At 65.4% G+C, this 19,207-nt stretch carries 21 protein-coding genes; 5 read left to right on the forward strand and 16 right to left on the reverse strand.

The genetic code is table 11. The features are described 5' to 3' along the window. The first annotated feature begins 28 nt into the window (after window positions 1-28). The 4 genes from glcF to ACP156_RS12810 all read left to right on the forward strand — a co-directional run bounded on the left by glcF (window position 29) and on the right by ACP156_RS12810 (window position 3,742). Window positions 29-1,327 (forward strand): glycolate oxidase subunit GlcF, encoded by a 1,299-nt coding sequence (gene glcF, locus ACP156_RS12795; RefSeq protein ID WP_425051718.1) that lies wholly within the window; start codon window positions 29-31, stop codon window positions 1,325-1,327. A 63-nt stretch (window positions 1,328-1,390) separates the two neighbouring features. Then, the gene (locus tag ACP156_RS12800; protein ID WP_425051719.1) at window positions 1,391-2,209 is read left to right on the forward strand and encodes a trypsin-like serine peptidase; all 819 of its coding nucleotides are present in this window, start codon (window positions 1,391-1,393) and stop codon (window positions 2,207-2,209) included. Then, window positions 2,206-3,009 (forward strand): trypsin-like serine peptidase, encoded by an 804-nt coding sequence (locus ACP156_RS12805; RefSeq protein WP_425051720.1) that lies wholly within the window; start codon window positions 2,206-2,208, stop codon window positions 3,007-3,009. The genes ACP156_RS12800 and ACP156_RS12805 overlap by 4 nt, the downstream gene beginning before the upstream one ends. A gap of 259 nt (window positions 3,010-3,268) precedes the next feature. Continuing rightward, window positions 3,269-3,742, forward strand: a complete 474-nt coding sequence (locus tag ACP156_RS12810) for an Hsp20 family protein (RefSeq protein ID WP_425051721.1) — start codon at window positions 3,269-3,271, stop codon at window positions 3,740-3,742. Between the two features lie 72 nt (window positions 3,743-3,814). Here the strand turns inward: ACP156_RS12810 and ACP156_RS12815 are convergent, their stop codons facing one another. From ACP156_RS12815 to ACP156_RS12885, 15 genes are all read right to left on the reverse strand, one after another. Next, window positions 3,815-4,210: an ester cyclase gene (locus tag ACP156_RS12815; protein WP_425051722.1), complete on the reverse strand. Its 396-nt coding sequence runs from the start codon at window positions 4,208-4,210 to the stop codon at window positions 3,815-3,817. A gap of 53 nt (window positions 4,211-4,263) precedes the next feature. Then, window positions 4,264-5,037, reverse strand: coding sequence for a metallophosphoesterase family protein (locus ACP156_RS12820; protein WP_425051723.1), 774 nt, complete (start codon window positions 5,035-5,037; stop codon window positions 4,264-4,266). A gap of 151 nt (window positions 5,038-5,188) precedes the next feature. Then, window positions 5,189-7,168, reverse strand: coding sequence for a vWA domain-containing protein (locus tag ACP156_RS12825; protein WP_425051724.1), 1,980 nt, complete (start codon window positions 7,166-7,168; stop codon window positions 5,189-5,191). After that, complete coding sequence (locus ACP156_RS12830; protein ID WP_425051725.1) at window positions 7,165-7,704, reverse strand: RNA polymerase sigma factor; 540 nt, start codon at window positions 7,702-7,704, stop codon at window positions 7,165-7,167. Before ACP156_RS12830 ends, ACP156_RS12825 begins: the two co-directional genes overlap by 4 nt. A gap of 164 nt (window positions 7,705-7,868) precedes the next feature. Continuing rightward, the gene (locus ACP156_RS12835; RefSeq protein ID WP_425051726.1) at window positions 7,869-8,306 is read right to left on the reverse strand and encodes a molybdenum cofactor biosynthesis protein MoaE; all 438 of its coding nucleotides are present in this window, start codon (window positions 8,304-8,306) and stop codon (window positions 7,869-7,871) included. Between the two features lies 1 nt (window position 8,307). Next, a complete protein-coding gene (moaD, locus tag ACP156_RS12840) occupies window positions 8,308-8,556 on the reverse strand; it encodes a molybdopterin converting factor subunit 1 (RefSeq protein ID WP_425051727.1) in 249 nt (82 codons plus the stop codon). Beyond that, on the reverse strand, window positions 8,553-9,224 hold the full coding sequence (gene pgsA / locus ACP156_RS12845; protein ID WP_425051728.1) for a CDP-diacylglycerol--glycerol-3-phosphate 3-phosphatidyltransferase: 672 nt from the start codon (window positions 9,222-9,224) through the stop codon (window positions 8,553-8,555). The genes moaD and pgsA overlap by 4 nt, the downstream gene beginning before the upstream one ends. Before the next feature lie 114 nt (window positions 9,225-9,338). Further along, a complete protein-coding gene (locus ACP156_RS12850) occupies window positions 9,339-10,646 on the reverse strand; it encodes an esterase-like activity of phytase family protein (protein ID WP_425051729.1) in 1,308 nt (435 codons plus the stop codon). 163 nt (window positions 10,647-10,809) lie between these two features. After that, entirely contained in the window at window positions 10,810-12,690 is a 1,881-nt protein-coding gene (uvrC, locus tag ACP156_RS12855) for an excinuclease ABC subunit UvrC (RefSeq protein ID WP_425051730.1), read from the reverse strand. A gap of 309 nt (window positions 12,691-12,999) precedes the next feature. Continuing rightward, entirely contained in the window at window positions 13,000-13,782 is a 783-nt protein-coding gene (locus ACP156_RS12860) for an SDR family oxidoreductase (protein ID WP_425051731.1), read from the reverse strand. A 13-nt stretch (window positions 13,783-13,795) separates the two neighbouring features. Next, window positions 13,796-14,782 (reverse strand): calcium/sodium antiporter, encoded by a 987-nt coding sequence (locus ACP156_RS12865; RefSeq protein WP_425051732.1) that lies wholly within the window; start codon window positions 14,780-14,782, stop codon window positions 13,796-13,798. A 6-nt stretch (window positions 14,783-14,788) separates the two neighbouring features. Beyond that, window positions 14,789-14,950 carry a hypothetical protein gene (locus ACP156_RS12870; protein WP_425051912.1) on the reverse strand — a complete coding sequence of 54 codons (162 nt, stop codon included), beginning with the start codon at window positions 14,948-14,950 and terminating at the stop codon, window positions 14,789-14,791. Beyond that, window positions 14,947-15,747, reverse strand: coding sequence for a S49 family peptidase (locus ACP156_RS12875; protein WP_425051733.1), 801 nt, complete (start codon window positions 15,745-15,747; stop codon window positions 14,947-14,949). The genes ACP156_RS12870 and ACP156_RS12875 overlap by 4 nt, the downstream gene beginning before the upstream one ends. Before the next feature lie 105 nt (window positions 15,748-15,852). Then, window positions 15,853-16,614, reverse strand: a complete 762-nt coding sequence (locus ACP156_RS12880; protein WP_425051734.1) for an ABC transporter permease — start codon at window positions 16,612-16,614, stop codon at window positions 15,853-15,855. Continuing rightward, a complete protein-coding gene (locus tag ACP156_RS12885; RefSeq protein ID WP_425051735.1) occupies window positions 16,611-17,543 on the reverse strand; it encodes an ABC transporter ATP-binding protein in 933 nt (310 codons plus the stop codon). Before ACP156_RS12885 ends, ACP156_RS12880 begins: the two co-directional genes overlap by 4 nt. Window positions 17,544-17,730: 187 nt before the next feature. Between ACP156_RS12885 and ACP156_RS12890 the strand changes: the two genes are divergently transcribed. Next, a complete protein-coding gene (locus tag ACP156_RS12890; RefSeq protein ID WP_425051736.1) occupies window positions 17,731-18,570 on the forward strand; it encodes a sulfotransferase family protein in 840 nt (279 codons plus the stop codon). Between the two features lie 3 nt (window positions 18,571-18,573). Here the strand turns inward: ACP156_RS12890 and ACP156_RS12895 are convergent, their stop codons facing one another. Further along, a complete protein-coding gene (locus ACP156_RS12895) occupies window positions 18,574-19,200 on the reverse strand; it encodes a hypothetical protein (RefSeq protein WP_425051737.1) in 627 nt (208 codons plus the stop codon). Window positions 19,201-19,207: the final 7 nt, after the last annotated feature.

Consider the following 19,207-nt stretch of genomic DNA (forward strand, 5'->3'; position numbering starts at 1 on the left):
GGGCTGTGCGGACAGACGGAATGGGAAGATGCAGACGACCTTTACCGAAGATCAGCTGAAAGATCCGGGCACCGCGCGCGCGAACGAGATCCTGCGGGCCTGCGTGCATTGTGGCTTCTGCACCGCGACCTGTCCGACGTATCAGGTGCTGGGTGACGAACTCGACAGCCCGCGCGGGCGGATCTACCTGATCAAGGACATGCTTGAAAGCGGGCGGCCCGCCGACGAGAAGACCGTCAAGCACATCGACCGCTGCCTGTCCTGCCTTGCCTGCATGACGACCTGCCCTTCGGGCGTGCACTACATGCATCTCGTCGATCACGCCCGCGCCTATATCGAGCAGACCTATCGCCGTCCGTGGCGCGACCGCGCGCTGCGCTGGGTGCTTAGCCGGGTGCTTCCCTATCCGGGGCGGTTCCGGCTGGCGCTGCTGGGCGCCAAGATCGGACGGCCCTTCCGGGGGCTTCTGCCCGACCCGCGACTGCGGGCGATGCTGGAGATGGCGCCGAAGCAGGTACCGCCGGTCAGCCGCAACGACGACCCGCAGAGCTTTGCCTCGACAGGGCCGAAGAAGCTTCGCGTGGCGCTGATGACCGGCTGTGCGCAGAAGGCCCTGAACACCGACATCAACGACGCCACGATCCGGCTGCTGACCCGGCTGGGCTGCGAGGTCGTGGTGGCCAAGGGCATGGGCTGCTGCGGCGCGCTGGTGCATCACATGGGCCGCGAGGATGAAAGCCACGCGGCGGCGGCCGCCAATATCGGTGCATGGATGGCCGAGGACCGAAGCGCCGGATTGGACGCCATCGTGATCAACACCTCGGGCTGCGGCACGACGGTCAAGGATTACGGCCACATGTTCCGCAATGACGCCGGCATTGCCGCCGACGCGGCGCGGGTGTCCGAGCTTGCAACCGACATCACCGAACTGCTGATGCGCATCGGGATTCCCGAGGGCGCACCCAAGGACCTTCGGGTCGCCTATCACGCCGCCTGTTCCCTGCAACATGGCCAGAAAGTGACGGGCGCGCCGAAGGAATTGCTGCGAAAAGCCGGATTCGAGGTCGTCGAGCCCGCCGATCCGCACCTGTGCTGCGGCAGCGCCGGGACCTACAACCTGATGCAGCCCGAGATCTCGGGGAAACTGAAATCCCGTAAAATAAAGACCCTCGAGGCGAAGAAACCGAATCTCATCGCCGCCGGGAACATCGGCTGCATGATGCAGATCGGGTCCGGCACCGAGGTCCCGGTCGTTCACACGGTGGAGCTGCTGGACTGGGCAACAGGTGGCCCGAAACCGCCATCATTGTTCACCACATCGACCTAATCGAGTCCGAAAACGGCCCCCTGCGGCGCTTACCCCTTAGCTTAACGAGCAAGGGGAAGCCCAATGAAACGCGGACTTATCTTTCTGATCCTTCTGGCCATCTGGGGCAACGATCTTCGGGCCGGAACCGAATCCGAACTGCGCACTCTGCTGACCGGCGACGACAGCCGCGGCTGGAGCGGCGTGGGCCGCCTGAACTTTGCCGACGGCAGCTTTTGCACCGGGGCGCTGATCGCGCCGGATCTGGTTCTGACCGCCGCGCACTGCATGTACGACGGCAAGACGGGCCGCCGCATTCCCGACGCCAACGTTGAATTTCTCGCCGACTGGCGCGGTGGCCGCGCCTCGGCCTATCGCGGTGTAAGCCGGTCCTTCGTGCACCCCTCGTTCAACCCCGCCGGCGAGGATTTCGTGGCCCGCGTGGCGCATGACCTTGCGCTGCTTGAACTCGACCAGCCGATCCGCAACACCACGGTCACCCCTTTCGACACCAACGCCTCGCCGCACACCGGCGAAGAGGTCGGCATCGTCAGCTACGCCTACGACCGCGCCGACAGCCCCTCGCTGCAAGAAGTCTGCAATGTACTGGGCGAGCAGGGCGCCTCGCTGATCCTGAGTTGCGACATCGATTTCGGCTCGTCCGGATCGCCGGTCTTCGTGCTGCGCAATGGCGTGCCGCAAATCGTGTCGGTCGTGTCTTCCAAAGCCGAGATGAGCGGCCAGAAGGTGGCGCTGGGCATGAACCTGCAGGCGCCGCTGTCCGAACTGATGGCGATGCGCGGTGCCGGCGACGGTGTGTTCGGCAACGCCGAGCCGGTGGTGCGCCGCCTGACCCTGACCGAAACCCGCAACGACACCGGAGCGAAGTTCGTCCGACCATGATCCTGCTGCGAAAGATCGCGATTGCTACGGCGCTGGTTCTTTGCGGGACCGGCGCCTTCGCGCAGAACAGTGGCCTGATCCGCTTGACCGAACGCGACGACCTGTTCGGCTACGAGGCGGTCGGCAAGCTGCAACTGGGCGACGGATACTGCACCGGCGTCCTGATCGCGCCGGACCTCGTGCTGACGGCGGCGCATTGCGTCATGGAGCGCGACGGCACGCGGCGGTCGGACATGGTGTTCAAGGCCGGACTGAGGGACGGGGTGATGGTGGCCGAGGCGGTGGCCGAAAGCACGGTCGTGCTGCCGGAATACGATCCGCGCGATCCGACGGCGCGCCGTATCGCCTATGACGCCGCGCTGGTGAAGCTGGCCACCCCGATCCCCGCTGCGGTGGCCGCGCCCTTCCTTGTCGACACACCGTCTGGCCCGAGGGGCGAGGTGAGCGTCGTGTCCTATGCGCGCGGGCGCGATGACGCGCTGTCGCGACAGGCGACCTGCCGGATGCTGTGGCGGCAGACCGGGCTGATGGCCTTCGATTGCGACGTGACCTTCGGGGCCTCGGGCGCTCCGGTGTTCGAGCGCGTCGGCAACCGGGGACGGATCGTTTCGCTGATCTCGTCCGGGTCGCGGATCGGGGGGCAGGCGGTTGCCTACGGAATGGAATTGCCGGCGCTGGTCGCGCAGTTGAAACGCCAGCTTGCCAGCGGCGAGGGTGTCTGGCCGGAGCCCGACTTCTCGGCCCGCCGTATCCGGGTGGGCACGGATACGGGCACGGGGGCCAAGTTCGTCCGGCCCTGAGCCGAACCGACCGGACCGGGGGGCTTCCGTTGCGGGTCCGGTCTGGTCGGGCGTCCCTTACGGAAACCGCCGCGCGCCACGTCCTTCCCCTGTGACTGTCGTTTCTGATCAAAGGCTTGGCGGCTTTCCTCGGGCCCTTGAAATGCGGTTTTGCGCTTCCCACATGTCCTTTGCCGGATGCCCAAAAGGGGCCGGCAGACTGGTCCGTCCCGTCGGGAGGGCCGCTGACATATAGTTATCGCTCAATGGAGGATGACCCATGCGTAACTTCGATCTTGCACCGCTTTATCGTGCAACCGTTGGCTTTGACCGCATTGCCGACCTGATGGACCGGGTTCTGACCAACGACATGGCCCAGCCCGGCTACCCGCCCTACAATATCGAGAAAACCGCTGACGATGCGTACCGCATCTCGCTTGCCGTCGCCGGCTTCACCGACGAGGAGCTGTCGGTCGAGGTTCGCGAGAACGCGCTGATCGTTTCGGCGAAGAAAAATGACGAGGCCACCGGCCGCACCTACCTGCACCGTGGCATCGCGACCCGCGCGTTCGAGCGCAAGTTCCAGCTTGCCGACCACATCCGGGTGAACGGCGCCGTGCATGAGAACGGCATGCTGCACATCGATCTGGTCCGCGAAGTGCCCGAGGCGCTGAAACCGCGCCGGATCGAGATCGCGTCGTCCAAGACCGTGGATGGTAACGCGGTCGAGGCAGAGCAGGTCGCCGTCAACTAAGCTGACCCAACCGCTTTCGTGTGGAGAGGGGCGTGCCTTTCGGGGCGCGTCCCTTTTTCGTTGGGCGAGGGCCTAGTGTAGCTGAAGCTGCGATGCGATCGCGTGGACGTCCACCGTCGACCAGCCGCGCGAGATACGCCCCTGGTCATAGCTGTAGAAGGCATTGGCGCTGAACAGGACCCGGCGGCCATTCACCGGCAGCCCGTAGATCTTGCCGCAGGGCGTGCAGTTGAAGCACAACCGAACCGCGATCATCGGCGGCTCGCTGACCATGAAGTCAATCTCGTATTTCAGGTCCGGAACAAGTTCCAGCCTTTCAAGGAACTTCGCCTGCATTTCCGCAATGCTGTGCAGGCGTCCGTTGTAAAGGATGGATTCGTGAAGGTGCTGACCAAGGGATGTCCAGTCTTTCGCGTTGACGCATGCGACGAAGTCGCGGAAACGCTTTGCTAAGTCTTTCTGGCTCATTTGTTCTGTCATTTGTCCTGAAGGATATAAAGCTTGCGTCAACAACTCAGACGTTAGACTGCAAGCCATCCCGTTTCCAGTGCCGTCGCCCAGTCCTCGCGATTTTCATCACGGGCCAGCGCGGCCATGCGCGCGGATTCGTAGGGAACGGAATGAATCGTGACGCTCCAGCGGTCGCCGCATCTGACAAGTTCGGCATAGCTGGCGTCGGGGGTTCCGGTCTGCATCACATGCGCGACCGGGGTGTCGTCGTCATAGGCGGGCAGGCCAACGCTGCCCGGATTCACGATCTGCGGCCCGCCGGGAAGGGTCACGACGCGGGGCAGGTGGGTATGGCCGCACAGGATCAACCGCGCGTCCGTGCTGCCAGCCAATGTGCGGATGCCGTCCAGCGGGCGGGGCCCGGTGCTTCCGTCGGGGCGCACCTCGTCCAGCCAGTAGGTCTGGTCGTCCTGCGGCGTCGCGTGACACAGCAGGATCCCGTCCCCAGTCCCGGCCCCCATCGCGGCCGTCGGCGGAAGAGACCGTAGCCAATCGAGGTGCTGCGGCTGCAACTGGCGATAGGCTACGGCGTCCGAGCGGTGCATCTGGTGCGGGGGATGTTCGATCAGATAGCGGTCGTGGTTGCCCCGCACCGACAGCATCGGACGCGACAGAAGGATCTCGGCCGTTTCTGCCGCGGCAAGCGGGCCGCTGAAGTGGTCGCCGAGGTTCACGACCGTGCCGATGCCGCGCGCGTCGATATCGGCCAGCACCGCCGACAGGGCGTCGGCGTTGCCGTGGATATCGGCGATGGCTGCGAAATGATCAGTCTTAGGTTTCGGCATGGCGACGCATGTAAGCGCGGCCTCCCGATCCCATCAACTGGTGGAATACCTGACCTTCAATTGATCGTGGCCCCCTTCCCGGGACGACGGAAAGGGGGCCGGCAGGGGCCAGGGGAGAGACAGTTTCAGGACGGCCCCCGCAAGCAGAGGCCTATTGCGAAAGGCTTTCCGCAAGCCGCATCAGGTTGATCGCTTCGCGGCGATAGCCGAAGGGGTCGTCGCCCTGCGCCGAGTTGGCCAGCGCGATGGCATCGTCCCAGCCCCAGTCGCCGACGTAACGTCCGTCGCGCAGCAACTGGCCGAACCCGGCGATGGCGGCGGCCCAGCTGGCTTCCTGGCTGGCGCTTGCCATGCCTTCGGTCACCGGCACCTCGATCAGGGTCGAGGCCGCTTCGCCCGGCTCTTTGTAGCGCACCCGCAGGAAGGCCAGTTCGTCGCTGTCACCAGTCGCCGTAGAGGTGTCGTCGCCCGCATAGCGCAGCGGGTCGTTCAGCACCGCAGGCGAGCCGACCGGCGTGATCTCGTAGATCGCCGTGACCGCGTGGCCCGCGCCGATCTCGCCCGCGTCGACCTTGTCGTTGTTGAAGTCCTCGCGCCGCAGGGCGCGGGTCTCGTAGCCGATCAGCCGGTACTCGGCGATCTGCAAGGGATTGAACTCGACCTGGATCTTCACGTCGTCGGCGATCGGGAACAGCGCGCCGGTCAACTGGTCGACAAGCACCTTCTGCGCCTCGTTCAGCGTGTCGATATAGGCGGCGGTGCCGTTGCCGGTCTGGGCCAGCGCCTGCATCGTCGCGTCCTGCAGGTTGCCGCGACCGAAGCCCAGCACCGACAGGTAGGTGCCGCTGTCGCGCTTGTCCGCGATGTAATCCTCCAGCGCATCCGGGTCGCTGAGGCCGACGTTGAAGTCGCCGTCGGTGGCAAGGATCACGCGGCTGACGTCGCCGTCCTCGGCCATCGCCTCGGCGACCGAATAGGCCTGTTCCAGACCGGCCTGCCCGGCGGTCGAGCCGCCCGCCTCGAGCCGGTCGAGCGCGGCGAGGATCGTGTCGCGCTCGGAGGCCGGCGTCGCTTCCAGCGCCAGACCCGCAGAGCCCGCATAGGTGACGATGGCCACCTGGTCCTCGGGGCGGAGTTCGCCCAGCATCAGGCGGAAGCTTTGCTTCAGCAGCGGCAGCTTGTCGGGGTCCTGCATCGATCCGGAGGTGTCGATCAGGAAGACGAGGTTCAGCGGCGGCCGGTCCTCGACCGCGGGAAGCTGGCCCTGAAGGCCGATGGTCATCAGTTGGGTGTCCGGGTTCCACGGCGTCTCGGCGATGGTCACGGTCGGGCTGAACGCGCCGCCGTCCGGGCCGGGGACCGGATAGTCGTAGGTGAAATAGTTCACCATCTCTTCGATCCGCACCGCATCGGCGGGCGGAAGCTGGCCGTTCATCAGCGAATTGCGGATCACCGAATAGCTGGCGGTGTCGACGTCGATCGAGAAGGTCGAGACGGGCTCTTCGCCCACCACCTTGACCGGGTTCGAGTCCTCGTTGGCGAAGGTCTCGGTATCCGTCTGCGGCGGCACCAGCGCGTCGGCGGGGGCGGGATAGGGCGCGGGGGCCACGATGCCACCCACGAGCGCGCCGCTGCCGGCACCGTCCATCACGACCGACGGGGCGGGCGACGGGGCGGGCGGCGGGGCGCTGCGCAGGGCGGGCTCGACCATGATTTCCGGCGCCGGGGCTATGGCTTCGGCTTCTTCCATCGGCGCATCGGCGGCAGCCATGTCATCGGATTCGGTGCGCATCTCGACCACGGGCTCTGGCGCGAGTTCCGGCTGGGTCAGGCCGCGCAGTCCGGGGCCGTCGCGCAGAACCGGAATAAGCGCCACCACGCCCACGGCGACGATGGCGGTGGTGGCCGTCAGTCCGGCCCGGGATGTCAAAGCGGTCAGCATGTATCGAACTCCTGCAAATATCCCCGCCCTTTGCGGACGGTCAGGAGTAGGACGCGCGGCATCGGCCGATCCTTGGGCGCGGTCGAAAATTTCTTGCGCGCGGGCCAGATCGCGCGCCTTTTTCTCCGCCTCGGGGGCGGGGGTCGCGGCCTCGAAGGCGCGTTTCAGATCGTCGAGCGGGTCAGTCATGCACTCAGTTCCTCATCCCGCATCGCCTTCAGGCGCTTGCGGATTTCCGAGAGCCGCCAGCTGACGGTCCCCTCGGATATGCCCAGCGCCTCGGCGGCCTCGGCATGTGTCATCTCGTCCCCCATGGTCAGCGCGGCGGTGTCGCGCAGATCCTCGGGCAGGGCGCGCATCGCCGCCTGCAGCCAGTCGAGCCCCTCTGCCGTCTCGGCGTCGGTGGCGCGCCGCGCGACTTCCCAGTCGCCCCAGCCGTCGGCGGCCTTCGCCCGGGTCGCGGCGCGGCGGCGGGCGTCATGCGCCGCGTTCACCGCGACGCGGTAAAGCCACGTGGAGAACTTCGCCTCGGCGCGGAAACCCCGCAGCTTCGTCGGCAGGGCAAGGCAGATGTCCTGCGTCAGGTCCTCGGCCATGGGGCGGCTGCCGGTCAATCGGAAGCAGACACGGAACAGCCCGTCGTAATGCCGCGCGAGCAGGGCCGAGAACGCGTCTCGGTCGCCACCGGCGGCGGCGCGGGCAAGGTCGCTGTCTGCGGTTTCCATGCGCATCACGTTTGGTTGGACGCGGGCCGGGGGTCAATCCTTGGGCGGAGCAGAAAATAAATCTGATGCCGGTCCCATGGCGGGCGGTGCAAGGGGGCGCTGCCCCCGTCACCTTCGGTGACTCCCCCGAGGTATTTCGAAAGAGAAGAAGGCGCGGGGCGGTCTTACCAGCGGTTCAGCGCGGTCTCGTCCTCGTCCTTGGCGGCGACCCATTCGGCCCCGTCGGCGGTGACTTCGCGCTTCCAGAACGGGGCGCGGGATTTCAGGTAGTCCATAAGGAACTCTGCGGCCTCGAAGGCGGCGACGCGGTGGCCGGCGGCGGTGGCGACCATCATGATCTGTTCGCCGGGAGCCAGTACGCCGTGGCGGTGGATCACCAGCGAGGCCTTCAGGTCCCAGCGCGCGATGGCCTGATCCTCGATCCCGGCGATCGCCTTCTCGGTCATGCCGGGATAGTGTTCGATCTCCATGTGGCGCAGGCCGCCGTCGTCGCGGACAAGACCGGTAAAGCTGACCTGCGCGCCGATGTCGGTGCGCCCGGCGGCGAAACCGGCAAGCTCGGCGCCAAGGTCGAAGGGGTCGGTCTGTACCCGGACGGTCACGTCAGCCCCCGGTCATCGGCGGGAAGAAGGCGACTTCGCGCACCCCGGCGAGCGGGGCGTCGAAATCCGACAGCTCCTGATCCAGCGCGACGCGCAGGGCGGAGACATCGGCGAAGGCGGCCTCGTAGCGCGCCTCGCGCGCTTTCAGTTCCTCGACAAGGCCGGCGACGGTTTCGGCGGAGGTCTCGACCTTTTCCTTCGGCAGGCCGATGCGCTCGCGCACCCATGCGAAATACAGGACGTCGATCATTTCGCGGTGTCCTCGCGGAAGAAGGGCAGCGACTTGCGGAAGTAGTCCCAGCCGGTGAGCAGGGTCAGGACCGCAGCGATCCACAGCAGCACGACGCCGCCCCACCAGCTGTACCACGCGGCGGCCACGTTCCATTGCAGGCCGACCACGTCGGGGATCGCGCCGGACATGATGCCGTCCACGGTTTCGCGGTCCATGCCGACGGTGCGGGCGATCATGTTGTGTTCGAAGATGCCCTTGGCGAACAGCACCGCGATGGCGACCATCTGCGCCATGGTCTTCCATTTCGCGAGCTTGGTGACCTTCAGTGTCGACGCATGCGCACCGAGGAATTCGCGCAGGCCGGACACGAAGACCTCGCGGAACAGGATCATGGTGGCGGGCAGCAGGATCCACGGGTCCATGCCGGAGAAGCCGGTGATCACCAGAAGCGCGATCACCACCATCGCCTTGTCGGCGATCGGGTCCAGCATCGCGCCGAAGCGGCTTTCCTGCTTCCACAGGCGCGCGAGATATCCATCGAACCAGTCGGTCACGGCGGCGCTGATGAACAGCAGCATCGCGAACCAATCGGCCCAGGGGCGCACGAAGTACAGGAACATGATCGCGACGCCCGGCGCTGCCAGCAGCCGGAGCACGGTCAGGATATTTGGGATCGTCCATGCCATGCCGACTTACCTAGCCCGTCGAGGGGGTGCTGGAAAGGTGTCAGCGTCGCCGCACCCGGCGGAAAAATGAACGGCCCCGGCGGGTGGCCGGGGCCGTCCTTTGCATCCGTCGGTTTATTCCGCGTTCAGGAAGTCGGCCACTTCCAGCAGGATGAACTCGTTGTCATCGGCGCGGCCCTCTTCGCGGCCCACCGAGAACGGGTAGTTGTTGTCGTTCGCGACCACGATGTGAGTCTCGTCGACGCGGTCGACGTCTTCGATGGTGACAAAGGGGAAAGTGAACACGCCGTCCACCGTGCCGCGCGGAGCGACGCCGTTCGGGTCGGCGATGTTCATCAGGTCGATGTAGGCGATCTTTTCGAGGACACCGTTCTCGTCGGTGCGGTCGAGGTCGACGAGGTAGATGCGTTTGAACAGCGCCGGAGTGCTGGCCCAGTCGCCGCCCTGGCCGCTGTCACGCTCGATGATCAGGGCGCGGGTGCCGTCGATGATGTTGAAATCACCGATAGCGTGGCCCGCGTCTTCAAGCGGGTAGTAGCGGACGGTGTTCGCCCATGCGTTCGCATAGGTGTCGAACTCGAACATCGACAGGACGGGCTTGCCCGAGACTTCCATCGGCGCGCTGGTCTTTGCATTCCACACCGGCTTTTCCAGCAGCGGGTACAGGGTCTTTCCGTCTTCCGACAGCGCCATCCCTTCATAGCCGCCGGAACGCATCGAGATGACGTTGTCGGGCAGGTCGCCGCCCGCGTTGGGCGCGGCGACGAAGGCGTTGTCGGGCGCGCGGTAAAGCGTGCCGTCCGGCTCGGTCGCGATGACCTGCAGGACGCGGCCCTCGGCGTCGGTCTCGATCAGCCAGGGGCCGAACTCATCACCGATCCAGTAGTGGTCGCCAATGGGCTGGATCGACTCGATGTCGAAATCGGCGCCGGTCAGATAGCGGCTTTCGGTCGCTTCGTTGACGATCGGAAACGGCACGACGCGGTCGGGGTCGGACAGCCAGACGGTCTGTTCCGGCATCACGCGGCCCGAATCCCACTCGACATGCATCGTGTTGAACATCAGCAGCACGTCGGCCGAGTTCATCTTGTTGCCGAAGCCGTTGTCGGTCAGCACGAGGAAGCGGTCGTCGCCAAGGCTGCGAATGCCCGAAAAGCCCTGCAGCGGCTGGCCGGGGAACGGGCGGGCGAGGCCGGTGGTCTCGTCGAAGATGCCGTACAGCTGTTCGACGCGGTCGCCGCCGGTGAAGCGGCCCGAGACGTTGAACATGGCGGGCGCGTCGGCCGGCGGGGCAAGGAAGGTTTGCGCCGGCAGCTGCGCGTGCTCGGTGAGCGTGGCGGTGTATTCCTGCTGGGCAAGGGCGGCGGCGGGCATGGCGGCAGTCGCCAACAGCGCCGCGATCAGGCGGGGGGCAAGGGTCATCGGTGTCTCCAGTTTGTCCGAGTGCCGCATCGGTCGCGCGGATCGGTAACAGGCCGGTGGCGTTGAGTTGACCGATTGGTGAAAGCTGCAGCGGCTGACGCATGGAGAGACGCCCAAGCGCCTTTGCGTCCGGGCGGCCGGATGTGTCGGGGAAGGCCGGGGCCTACGATTTCTCGTGGAAGAAGTCGTAGATCGCTTCTGCCAACTGGCCCGAGATGCCGTCCACAGCCTTCAGGTCCGACAGGTTGGCGCGGCTGACCGCCTTGGCAGAGCCGAAATGCGCCAGAAGCGCGCGTTTGCGGGTGGCGCCGACGCCGGGCACCTCGTCCAGCGGGTTGGCCATCTGCGACTTGGCGCGCTTGGCGCGGTGGGTGCCGATGGCGAAGCGGTGCGCCTCGTCGCGAAGGCGCTGGACGAAATACAGCACCGGATCGTTGTGGCGCAGGGCGAAGGGGCGGGTGCCGATGCGGTGGAATTCCTCTTTCCCCGCGTCGCGGTCGACGCCCTTGGCGACGCCGACCATCGCGATGTCCTCGACCCCCATCTCGGCCATGATCGAGTGCACCGCAGACACCTGCCCGGCGCCGCCGTCGATCAGCAGAAGGTCCGGCCACATGCCGCGCTCTCGGTCGGGGTCTTCCTTCAGCAGGCGCTTGAACCGGCGGGTCAGCACCTCTTTCATCATGCCGAAGTCGTCGCCCGGGGTCAGGTCGTCGCCCTTGATGTTGAACTTGCGATACTGGTTCTTCATCAGCCCCTCGGGGCCTGCGACGATCATCGCACCCACCGCGTTGGTGCCCTGAATGTGAGAGTTGTCGTAGACCTCGATCCGCTGCGGCGCGCTGTCGAGTCCGAAGCTTTCCGCGATCCCGGTCAGCAGTCTCGCCTGCGTCGCGGTCTCGGACATCTTGCGGGCAAGGCTTTCGCGGGCGTTGCGCAGGGCGCCGGCCACCAGTTCCTGCTTCTCGCCGCGCTGGGGCACGAGGATCTCGACCTTGCGGCCCGCCTTCTCGGCCAGCGCCTCGGCCATCAGGTCGCTGTCCTCGATATCGTCCGACAAGATCAGCTGACGCGGCGGTTCCTTGTTGTCGTAGAACTGGCCGATGAATGCCTGCAGCACCTCGGCCGCGCTTTCGGTGCCACCCAGCCGGGGATAGTAGTCGCGGTTGCCCCAGTTCTGGTTGGCGCGGATGAAAAAGACCTGCACGCAGGCCTGACCGCTTTCCATGTGCAGCGCGATCACGTCCGCCTCGGCCACACCGCGCGGGTTGATGCCCTGGCTGGACTGCACCTGGGTCAGCGCGCGGATCCGGTCGCGCAGGGCGGCGGCGCGTTCGAACTCCATCGCGTCCGAGGCTTTCTGCATCTCGTCCGCCAGTTCGGCCTGCACCTTGGTGGATTTGCCCTGCAGGAAGCGTTCGGCGTCCGACACCAGTGCGCCATAGCCTTCTTCGTCGATGTAGCCGACACAGGGCGCGCTGCAGCGCTTGATCTGGTACAGCAGGCAGGGCCGGGTGCGGCTGTCGAAGGTGGCGTCGGTGCAGTTGCGCAGCAGGAAGACCTTCTGCAACTGGTTCAGCGTCCGGTTCACCGCGCCGGCGCTGGCGAAGGGGCCATAATACGCGCCCTTCTCTTTCTTCGCGCCCCGGTGCTTTTTGATCTGCGGGAAGGAATGGTCCTTCGCGACAAGGATGTTCGGGAAGGATTTGTCGTCGCGCAGCAGCACGTTGTAGCGCGGCTTCAGCTGTTTGATCAGGTTCTGTTCAAGCAGCAACGCCTCGGTCTCTGTCCGCGTCGTCAGAAACATCATCGAGGCCGTCGCCTGGATCATCCGCCAGATGCGGGGGCTGTGTCCGGCGGGGCGTGCGTAGTTCGAAACGCGCGCCTTTAGGTTGCGCGCCTTGCCGACGTACAACACCGCGCCCTTGGCATCGAGCATGCGGTAAACCCCCGGCGAGGCGTCGAGGGTCTTGAGGTAGGACTGGATGACGGCGATGCCCGTGGGCTTGGATTCCGCCGGTGTCTGGCTGCTCTGATCGGTCATGGATTCAAGATCGTGATTCTGGGCTCTGGCTGCAATCTCCGCCGGGCGAGAACAAGGGGAATTGTGTCCACGGAATCTGGGGATAAGTCTGAAGAGAACTCCGAGACAGCGCGATTTTTTCTTTGTTTTTATACGGTTTCGATGATCTGCCTGTTTTTTACTCAGATTTACAAGGTGTTGTTATTGAAGGAAAAATTTATGAACAGAATGTAAATGCTATTGAATTATTAAGAAAATGCTTCGATTTCATGACATTGCCGGGCCCCGTGTACAAGTTTCGAGGGCCCGGACGCGTGGGCATTGAAAGGGTCACAGATCCTTGTCGATCTCTGGCGTCTTCCACGCAAGGTGCTGTCCGCCGTCGACGCACAGAAGTTGTCCCGTAATCGCCGGTGCATTCAGGAAGTAACGCAGGGCACCGACGATGTCCTCGGGGTTCGATCCGCGCTCCAGCACGGTGTTCTCGCGCTGTTTGCGGAAGTGTTCTTCTGGTTGATTGGCACCCTGCAAAGTGGGGCCCGGACCGATGGCGTTGATCCGTACTTTCGAGGCCATGGCCATTGCTGCGGTCTGCGTGAAGGCCCACAGGCCCATCTTGGCGATGGTGTACGACATGAAGTGCGGTGTCAGCTTCCGGACCCGCTGGTCGATCATGTTGACCACCAGAGCTTCGGCGCGGGGCTCGCCCATTTGGTCGGTCGACGGGTCGGGGGCCTGTTCGAACAGGGCCTGCGTCAGCACGAAGGGCGCGCGCAGGTTCGATTCAAGGTGCCGGTCCCAGCTGTCGCGCGTCGCGGACTTCAGCGAGTCGTATTCGAAGATCGAGGCGTTGTTGACCAGCAGGGTGATCGGGCCCAGCGCCTCGGCCGCGCGGGGCAGCAGCGCCTGCGTTTCGTCCTCGACGGTCAGGTCGGCTTGCAGGGCGACGGCGCGGCGGCCCATCGCCTTGATCTGATCCACGACGTCCTGCGCCGCGTCGGCGGACCCGGCATAGTGCACCGCAACGTCGAACCCGTCCTCTGCCAGCGCCAGCGCCATGGCGCGGCCCAGTCGTTTCGCGGCTCCGGTGACTAGGGCGTGTCGGGTCTGCATGTAGGGCTCCGGTTCAGTTCATCACGAGGATCATCACGACGTAGACGGCATAAAGCGCCGTCAGCACCGCACCGGTTATACGGCCCATGTCCAGCCGCCAGATCACAAATGGCGCCATGAGTATGCCTGCGCCCAGCATCACCCAAAGGTCGAAACGCACGAAGGACGGGTCCACCGGGATCGTGCCGAACATCGTGGCGACGCCGATGATGACCAGAAGGTTGAACAGGTTCGAGCCGATCACGTTGCCCAGCGCCACGTCCGCCTGCCGGCGCAGTGCGGCGGCGACGGTGGTGGCGAGTTCGGGAAGCGAGGTGCCGACCGCGACCAACGTCAGACCGATCACGGTCTCGCTGACGCCCCAGCGCGTCGCGATGTTGATCGAACTGTCGACAAGCAGTTGTGCGCCGAACGGCAGGCCGGCAAGCCCCAGCACAAGGAACAGGCCGACTTTCCAGCCCGCAAGGTTCGGGTCGGCGCCTTCGGGGGCTTCCTCTTCGGCCCCATCCTCGGCGGCGGCTGCCGCTGCGGCGGCGGCGTTCTTCATCGCGCGGCGGTGCTTCAGGGCCGACATGATCTGTTCGCCAAGGATAATCGCGAAGACGCCCAGCAGGATCAGGCCGTCCAGCCGGGTCAGCGGGCGGATGTAGGCGAGGATGATGAACAGCACCGAGGCGATCAACATGATCCAGTAGGACTTGCGCGTATCGTGGGCGCCGGTCGCAAGTCCCGTCATCAGGGCAGGGATACCGAGAACCAGCAGGACGTTCGCGGTGTTGGATCCGACCACGTTGCCAAGCGCCAGCCCCGGCGCGCCGTCCAGCACCGAACCGACGGCGATCACCAGTTCCGGTGCAGAGGTGCCGAAGGCCACCACCGTCAGGCTGACGATCAGGGCGGGGATGCCAAGCCGAAGCGCAAGGTTGACGGCGCCCCGCACCAGAAGGTCGCCGGCCACGAGCAGTATGACGAGGCCGGCAGCGGCGATCAGATAATCCAAAAGTTCCTATCCCCGACCGCAGTCGCATGGGCCCTTGCCGATGCGGTAGCGGCCGCAGCGGGGGCATTTCTTGTTCGCCAGGTATTTCTGGCCCGGAAAGCGCAGGCGGCCGAACATCGCCAGCACGCCCATGGCGACAAGGAAAAGGACGACGACCTTGACGATCACAGGCCGAACCGCGCGTAGGCGCCGCGCTCCTCGATCGCTGCGATGGCGTCTTCGGCCATGGTCATGCCGAACCGCGACAGCAGTCCGCGTTTCGGGCCATAGGCCTGTAGCTTCACCTTGTCGCCGAAGATTTCCTTCATCTTCGGCACCACGTGTCCGACGCCGTCGGCCAGCCCGACCTCGACCGCCTTCTTGCCGATCCAGATGTTGCCGGTGAACATGTCGGGGTCTTCCGCCAGCCGGCTGCCGCGCCGGTCCTTCACATAGTCGATGAAGGTCTCGTGGATCTGCTCTTGCCAGCCCTTGAGCCGTTCGACGTCGTCCGGGTTTTCCGGGCGGAACGGATCGAGCATGGATTTCGAGCGGCCCGAGGTGTGCACCCGACGCTCGACGCCGTGGCGCGCGATGAAATCATGCAGGCCGAAGCTGGCCGAGATGACGCCGATAGAGCCCACCACCGACGACGGGTCGATCCAGATCTCGTCCCCCGCGCAGGCCAGCCAGTAGCCGCCCGAGGCAGCGACGTCTTCGGTGAAGGCGTAGACCTTCACGCCCTTTTCCTTCGCCAGCCGCCGGATGCGGGCCGCGATCAGCGAGCTTTGCACCGGCGAGCCGCCCGGCGAGTTGATGACCAGCGCGACCGCGTCAGGCTTGCCGCGCGAAAAGGCGCGCTCGATCGTTTGGGCGGTGCCCGCGTCGTTCAGGGCGCCGCGGCGGTTGCCGGATGCGATCATGCCGTTCAGGCGGACAACGGCCACGGTGGGCTGCGATTTGACGAAAGGAAGCCAGCGTTTCATGCCAAGGCATGTAGCTTCGAGGGGGCGGTGCAACAAGGTCGCCGCTTTGCTTTATTGCCGCGTTGTGGGGCCTTTGCCCGCCGGACACAGCCCTCCCGGCGCGCGTCAGGTCTTGATCCGCCAGCCGGTGCGGAAGATCCACCAGATCGCGGTCAGGCAAAGGCAGGTGAAGGCCAGGATCGCCAGCAGCGACCAGCCCAGCGCCACGTCCGCGACGCCGAAGAAGGACCAGCGGAACCCGGACACCAGGTAGACCACCGGGTTGAACAGCGTCACCGTCTGCCACGCGGGCGGCAGCATCGAAATCGAATAGAACGAGCCGCCAAGGAACACGAGCGGCGTGACGATCAGAAGCGGCACCAGTTGCAGTTGCTCGAAGTTCTTGGCCCAGATGCCGATGATGAAGCCGAACAGCGCGAAGCTGAGGCAGGTCAGCAGCAGGAACGCGATCATCGCGAGCGGATGCTCGATGCGGATGTCGACGAAGAAATTGGCGGTGATCAGAATGATCACGCCGATCATCAGCGCCTTGGTCGCCGCCGCGCCGACATAGCCGATCACGATCTCTATGAAATTCACCGGCGCCGACAGCACCTCGTAGATGGTTCCGACGAACTTGGGGAAGTAGATCCCGAAGCTGCCGTTCGAGATCGACTGCGTGATCGCCGACAGCATGATCAGCCCCGGAACGATGAACGCGCCATAGCTGACGCCCTCGACCTCGTCGATGCGGCTGCCGATGGCGGTGCCGAAGACCACGAAGTACAGCGAGGTCGACAGCACCGGCGACACGATGGATTGCCAGATGGTGCGGAAGGTGCGCGCCATCTCGAAAAGGTAGATCGCCCGGATCGCGTGCCAGTTCATGCTGCGCCCTCCTTGTGAACCAGACCCACGAAGATTTCTTCGAGGCTGGATTGCCGCGTGGTCAGGTCCCGCAGACCGAGTCCGGCAGTCTTCAGGTCGGCGAACAGCCGGTTGATGCCGGTGCGCTCGGCATGGCCGTCGTAGGTGAAGACCAGTTCGTTGGGCGCGTCGCCGTGTTCCAGCGACCAGTGCGACAGCGCATCCGGAATCGTGTCGACCGGGTCGGTCAGTTCGAGGATCAGCCGTTTGCGACCCATCTGCTTCATGAGGGCGGCGGTTTTCTCGACCAAAAGGATCTCGCCCTTGTTGATCACCCCGATCCGGTCGGCGATGGCCTCGGCCTCTTCGATGTAGTGGGTGGTCAGGATGATCGTGACGCCCTGCGCCTGCAGGTCGCGCACGATGTCCCACATATCCTTGCGCAGTTCGACGTCGACGCCCGCGGTCGGCTCGTCGAGGAACAGGACGCGCGGTTCGTGCGCCAGCGCCTTGGCGATCAGAACCCGCCGCTTCATCCCGCCCGACAGCGAGCGGATCGGTTCGTCGCGCTTGTCCCACAGGGACAGCCGCCGCAGGATCTCTTCGATCTTGCCGTCCTTCGCCGGCAGCCCGAACAGGCCACGCGACAGCCGGACGGTGTTCTGCACCCGCTCGAAGGGCTCCAGCGCGATCTCTTGGGGCACCAGACCGATCAGGCGGCGTGCGGCGCGGAAATCCCGGATCACGTCGTGACCGCCCACGGTGACCGAACCGCCGGTCATCGTGGACAGGCCGCAGATGATCGAGATCAGCGTCGTCTTGCCCGCGCCGTTGGGGCCGAGCAGGGCTAGGATCTCGCCCTCGGCGATCTCCAGCGATACACCTTTCAGCGCGTCACCGCCGCCTTGATAGGTTTTTCGGACGTCCCTCACGGACAGCATTGCGCTCATGATCTCCTCCTCGGGCGCCGGATACATAGCGCCGGGGCCGCGCAGGGCAAAGGAAAACGCCTGACCGGGGCGCGATTGCCGGTCCGCCCCGGTTGCGGCAGGATGCCGTCACGGTCGCGCCGCAGTCGCGGGGCAGGACGGCGGACAGCGGCGGACGGCCGGGCAGGAACAGGCGGAGATCGGGCAGATGGCCGAGGCAGGGCAGGGGCGCAAGCGCGCGACGCGGTACAATTTCATCGTGGGTCTGCCGCGCTCTGGGTCTACCATGCTGGCGGCGCTGCTGAACCAGAACCCAAGGTTCCGCGCCTCGGGCACCAGTGCGGCGCAGATCATCTTCCAGATGCTCTATAACCAGTTCTCGGGCGACAGCGAGCTGTCGGCCCTGCTGGACGACGACCAGCGCCGCGCCGTGATGCACGGCGTCGTCGACGCGGTCCACCATGACCGGGGCGAGGCCGAGGTCGTGTTCGACACCAACCGGCGCTGGCTGTTGCGCGCGGAACAACTGGTCGCGCTGTATCCGTTGTGCCGGTTCATCATTACCGTGCGCGACCCTGCGAAGGTCGTCAGTTCGCTGGAAAAGGCGCGGCGGTCGCTGACGTTCCGCCAGTCCAAGCTGTTCGACCCCGACACGACGCTGGCGCAGCGGGTGAACCGGCTGATGTCGGATGACGGCATCGTCGGCCATTCACTGAACCTTGTGCAGGACGCGCTGATGGGGCCGCTGTCGGAACGGATGATCGTGATCGACTACGACAGCCTGCTGGCCGCGCCGGTCGAGACGATGGAGTTGCTGTACAAGTTCCTGCGCGAACCGGCGTTCGAGCATGACTTTCAGGACTTCAGCTTCGACCTGCCGCGGCTGGACACTTTCCTGAACACGCCCGGCCTGCACAGCATTCGCGGCCCGCTGCGCCCGGCGACGACCGAAATGCTGCTGCCCGAGAAAATGGCGGAACGGCTGAGCGAACGCGCGGTCTGGAAAGACGTGCCCGGAACCCAGGCGGTCAGGCTGCTTGCGGACTAGCCGTCAGAGCCCGGCCCAGCGGTTCGGCTTCTTCAACTCCGGCACCTTCGCGGCGGCCATCGCCCATGCCAGCTTGAACCGCCGCCGCGACAGCGAGGTGCCGATGCGGCCTCGTGCGATCTCGCGGGTCACAAGCTCTCCGGACTCGGCCATCGACAGGATCGTGCGGGCGCCGTCGATCAGCTCCTTGTCCTCGGTTAGATCGTCCTTCACCTCTTCGGCGAGATAGCCGATGGACGACTGGAACGTGTTGGTCGTGATCACCACCGGCAGGTTCAGGAACGGGCCATAGCGCGCCACCAGCGTCTCGGTGTCGGGAAGGTCGCCGTGCTCGTCCAGCAGGTCAGACGACCCCACGGTGCCGACCTGAATGTTGACATGCTCGTTCGACAGGCTGGTCGGGTCCGCCCACATCACGACGTCCTTCGACACCGACACGGCGGTGCCGTCCGGCGCGGTCACGGCAAGCTTGGCGGAAGCCTCGCACACGTCCCAGACCGTCACCGCAAGGATGCTGCGCAGACTGCCCTGACCCTTGCCGATCTTGTTCTCGGCCTTCAGCGATTGCAGCCGCCGGAACACGTTGCCGGTGACCTCGCCCAGGGGAATCCAGCCTTCCTCGAAGAACATCGCCTAC

This window comes from Psychromarinibacter sp. S121 (assembly GCF_049801035.1).
Lineage (GTDB): Bacteria > Pseudomonadota > Alphaproteobacteria > Rhodobacterales > Rhodobacteraceae > Psychromarinibacter.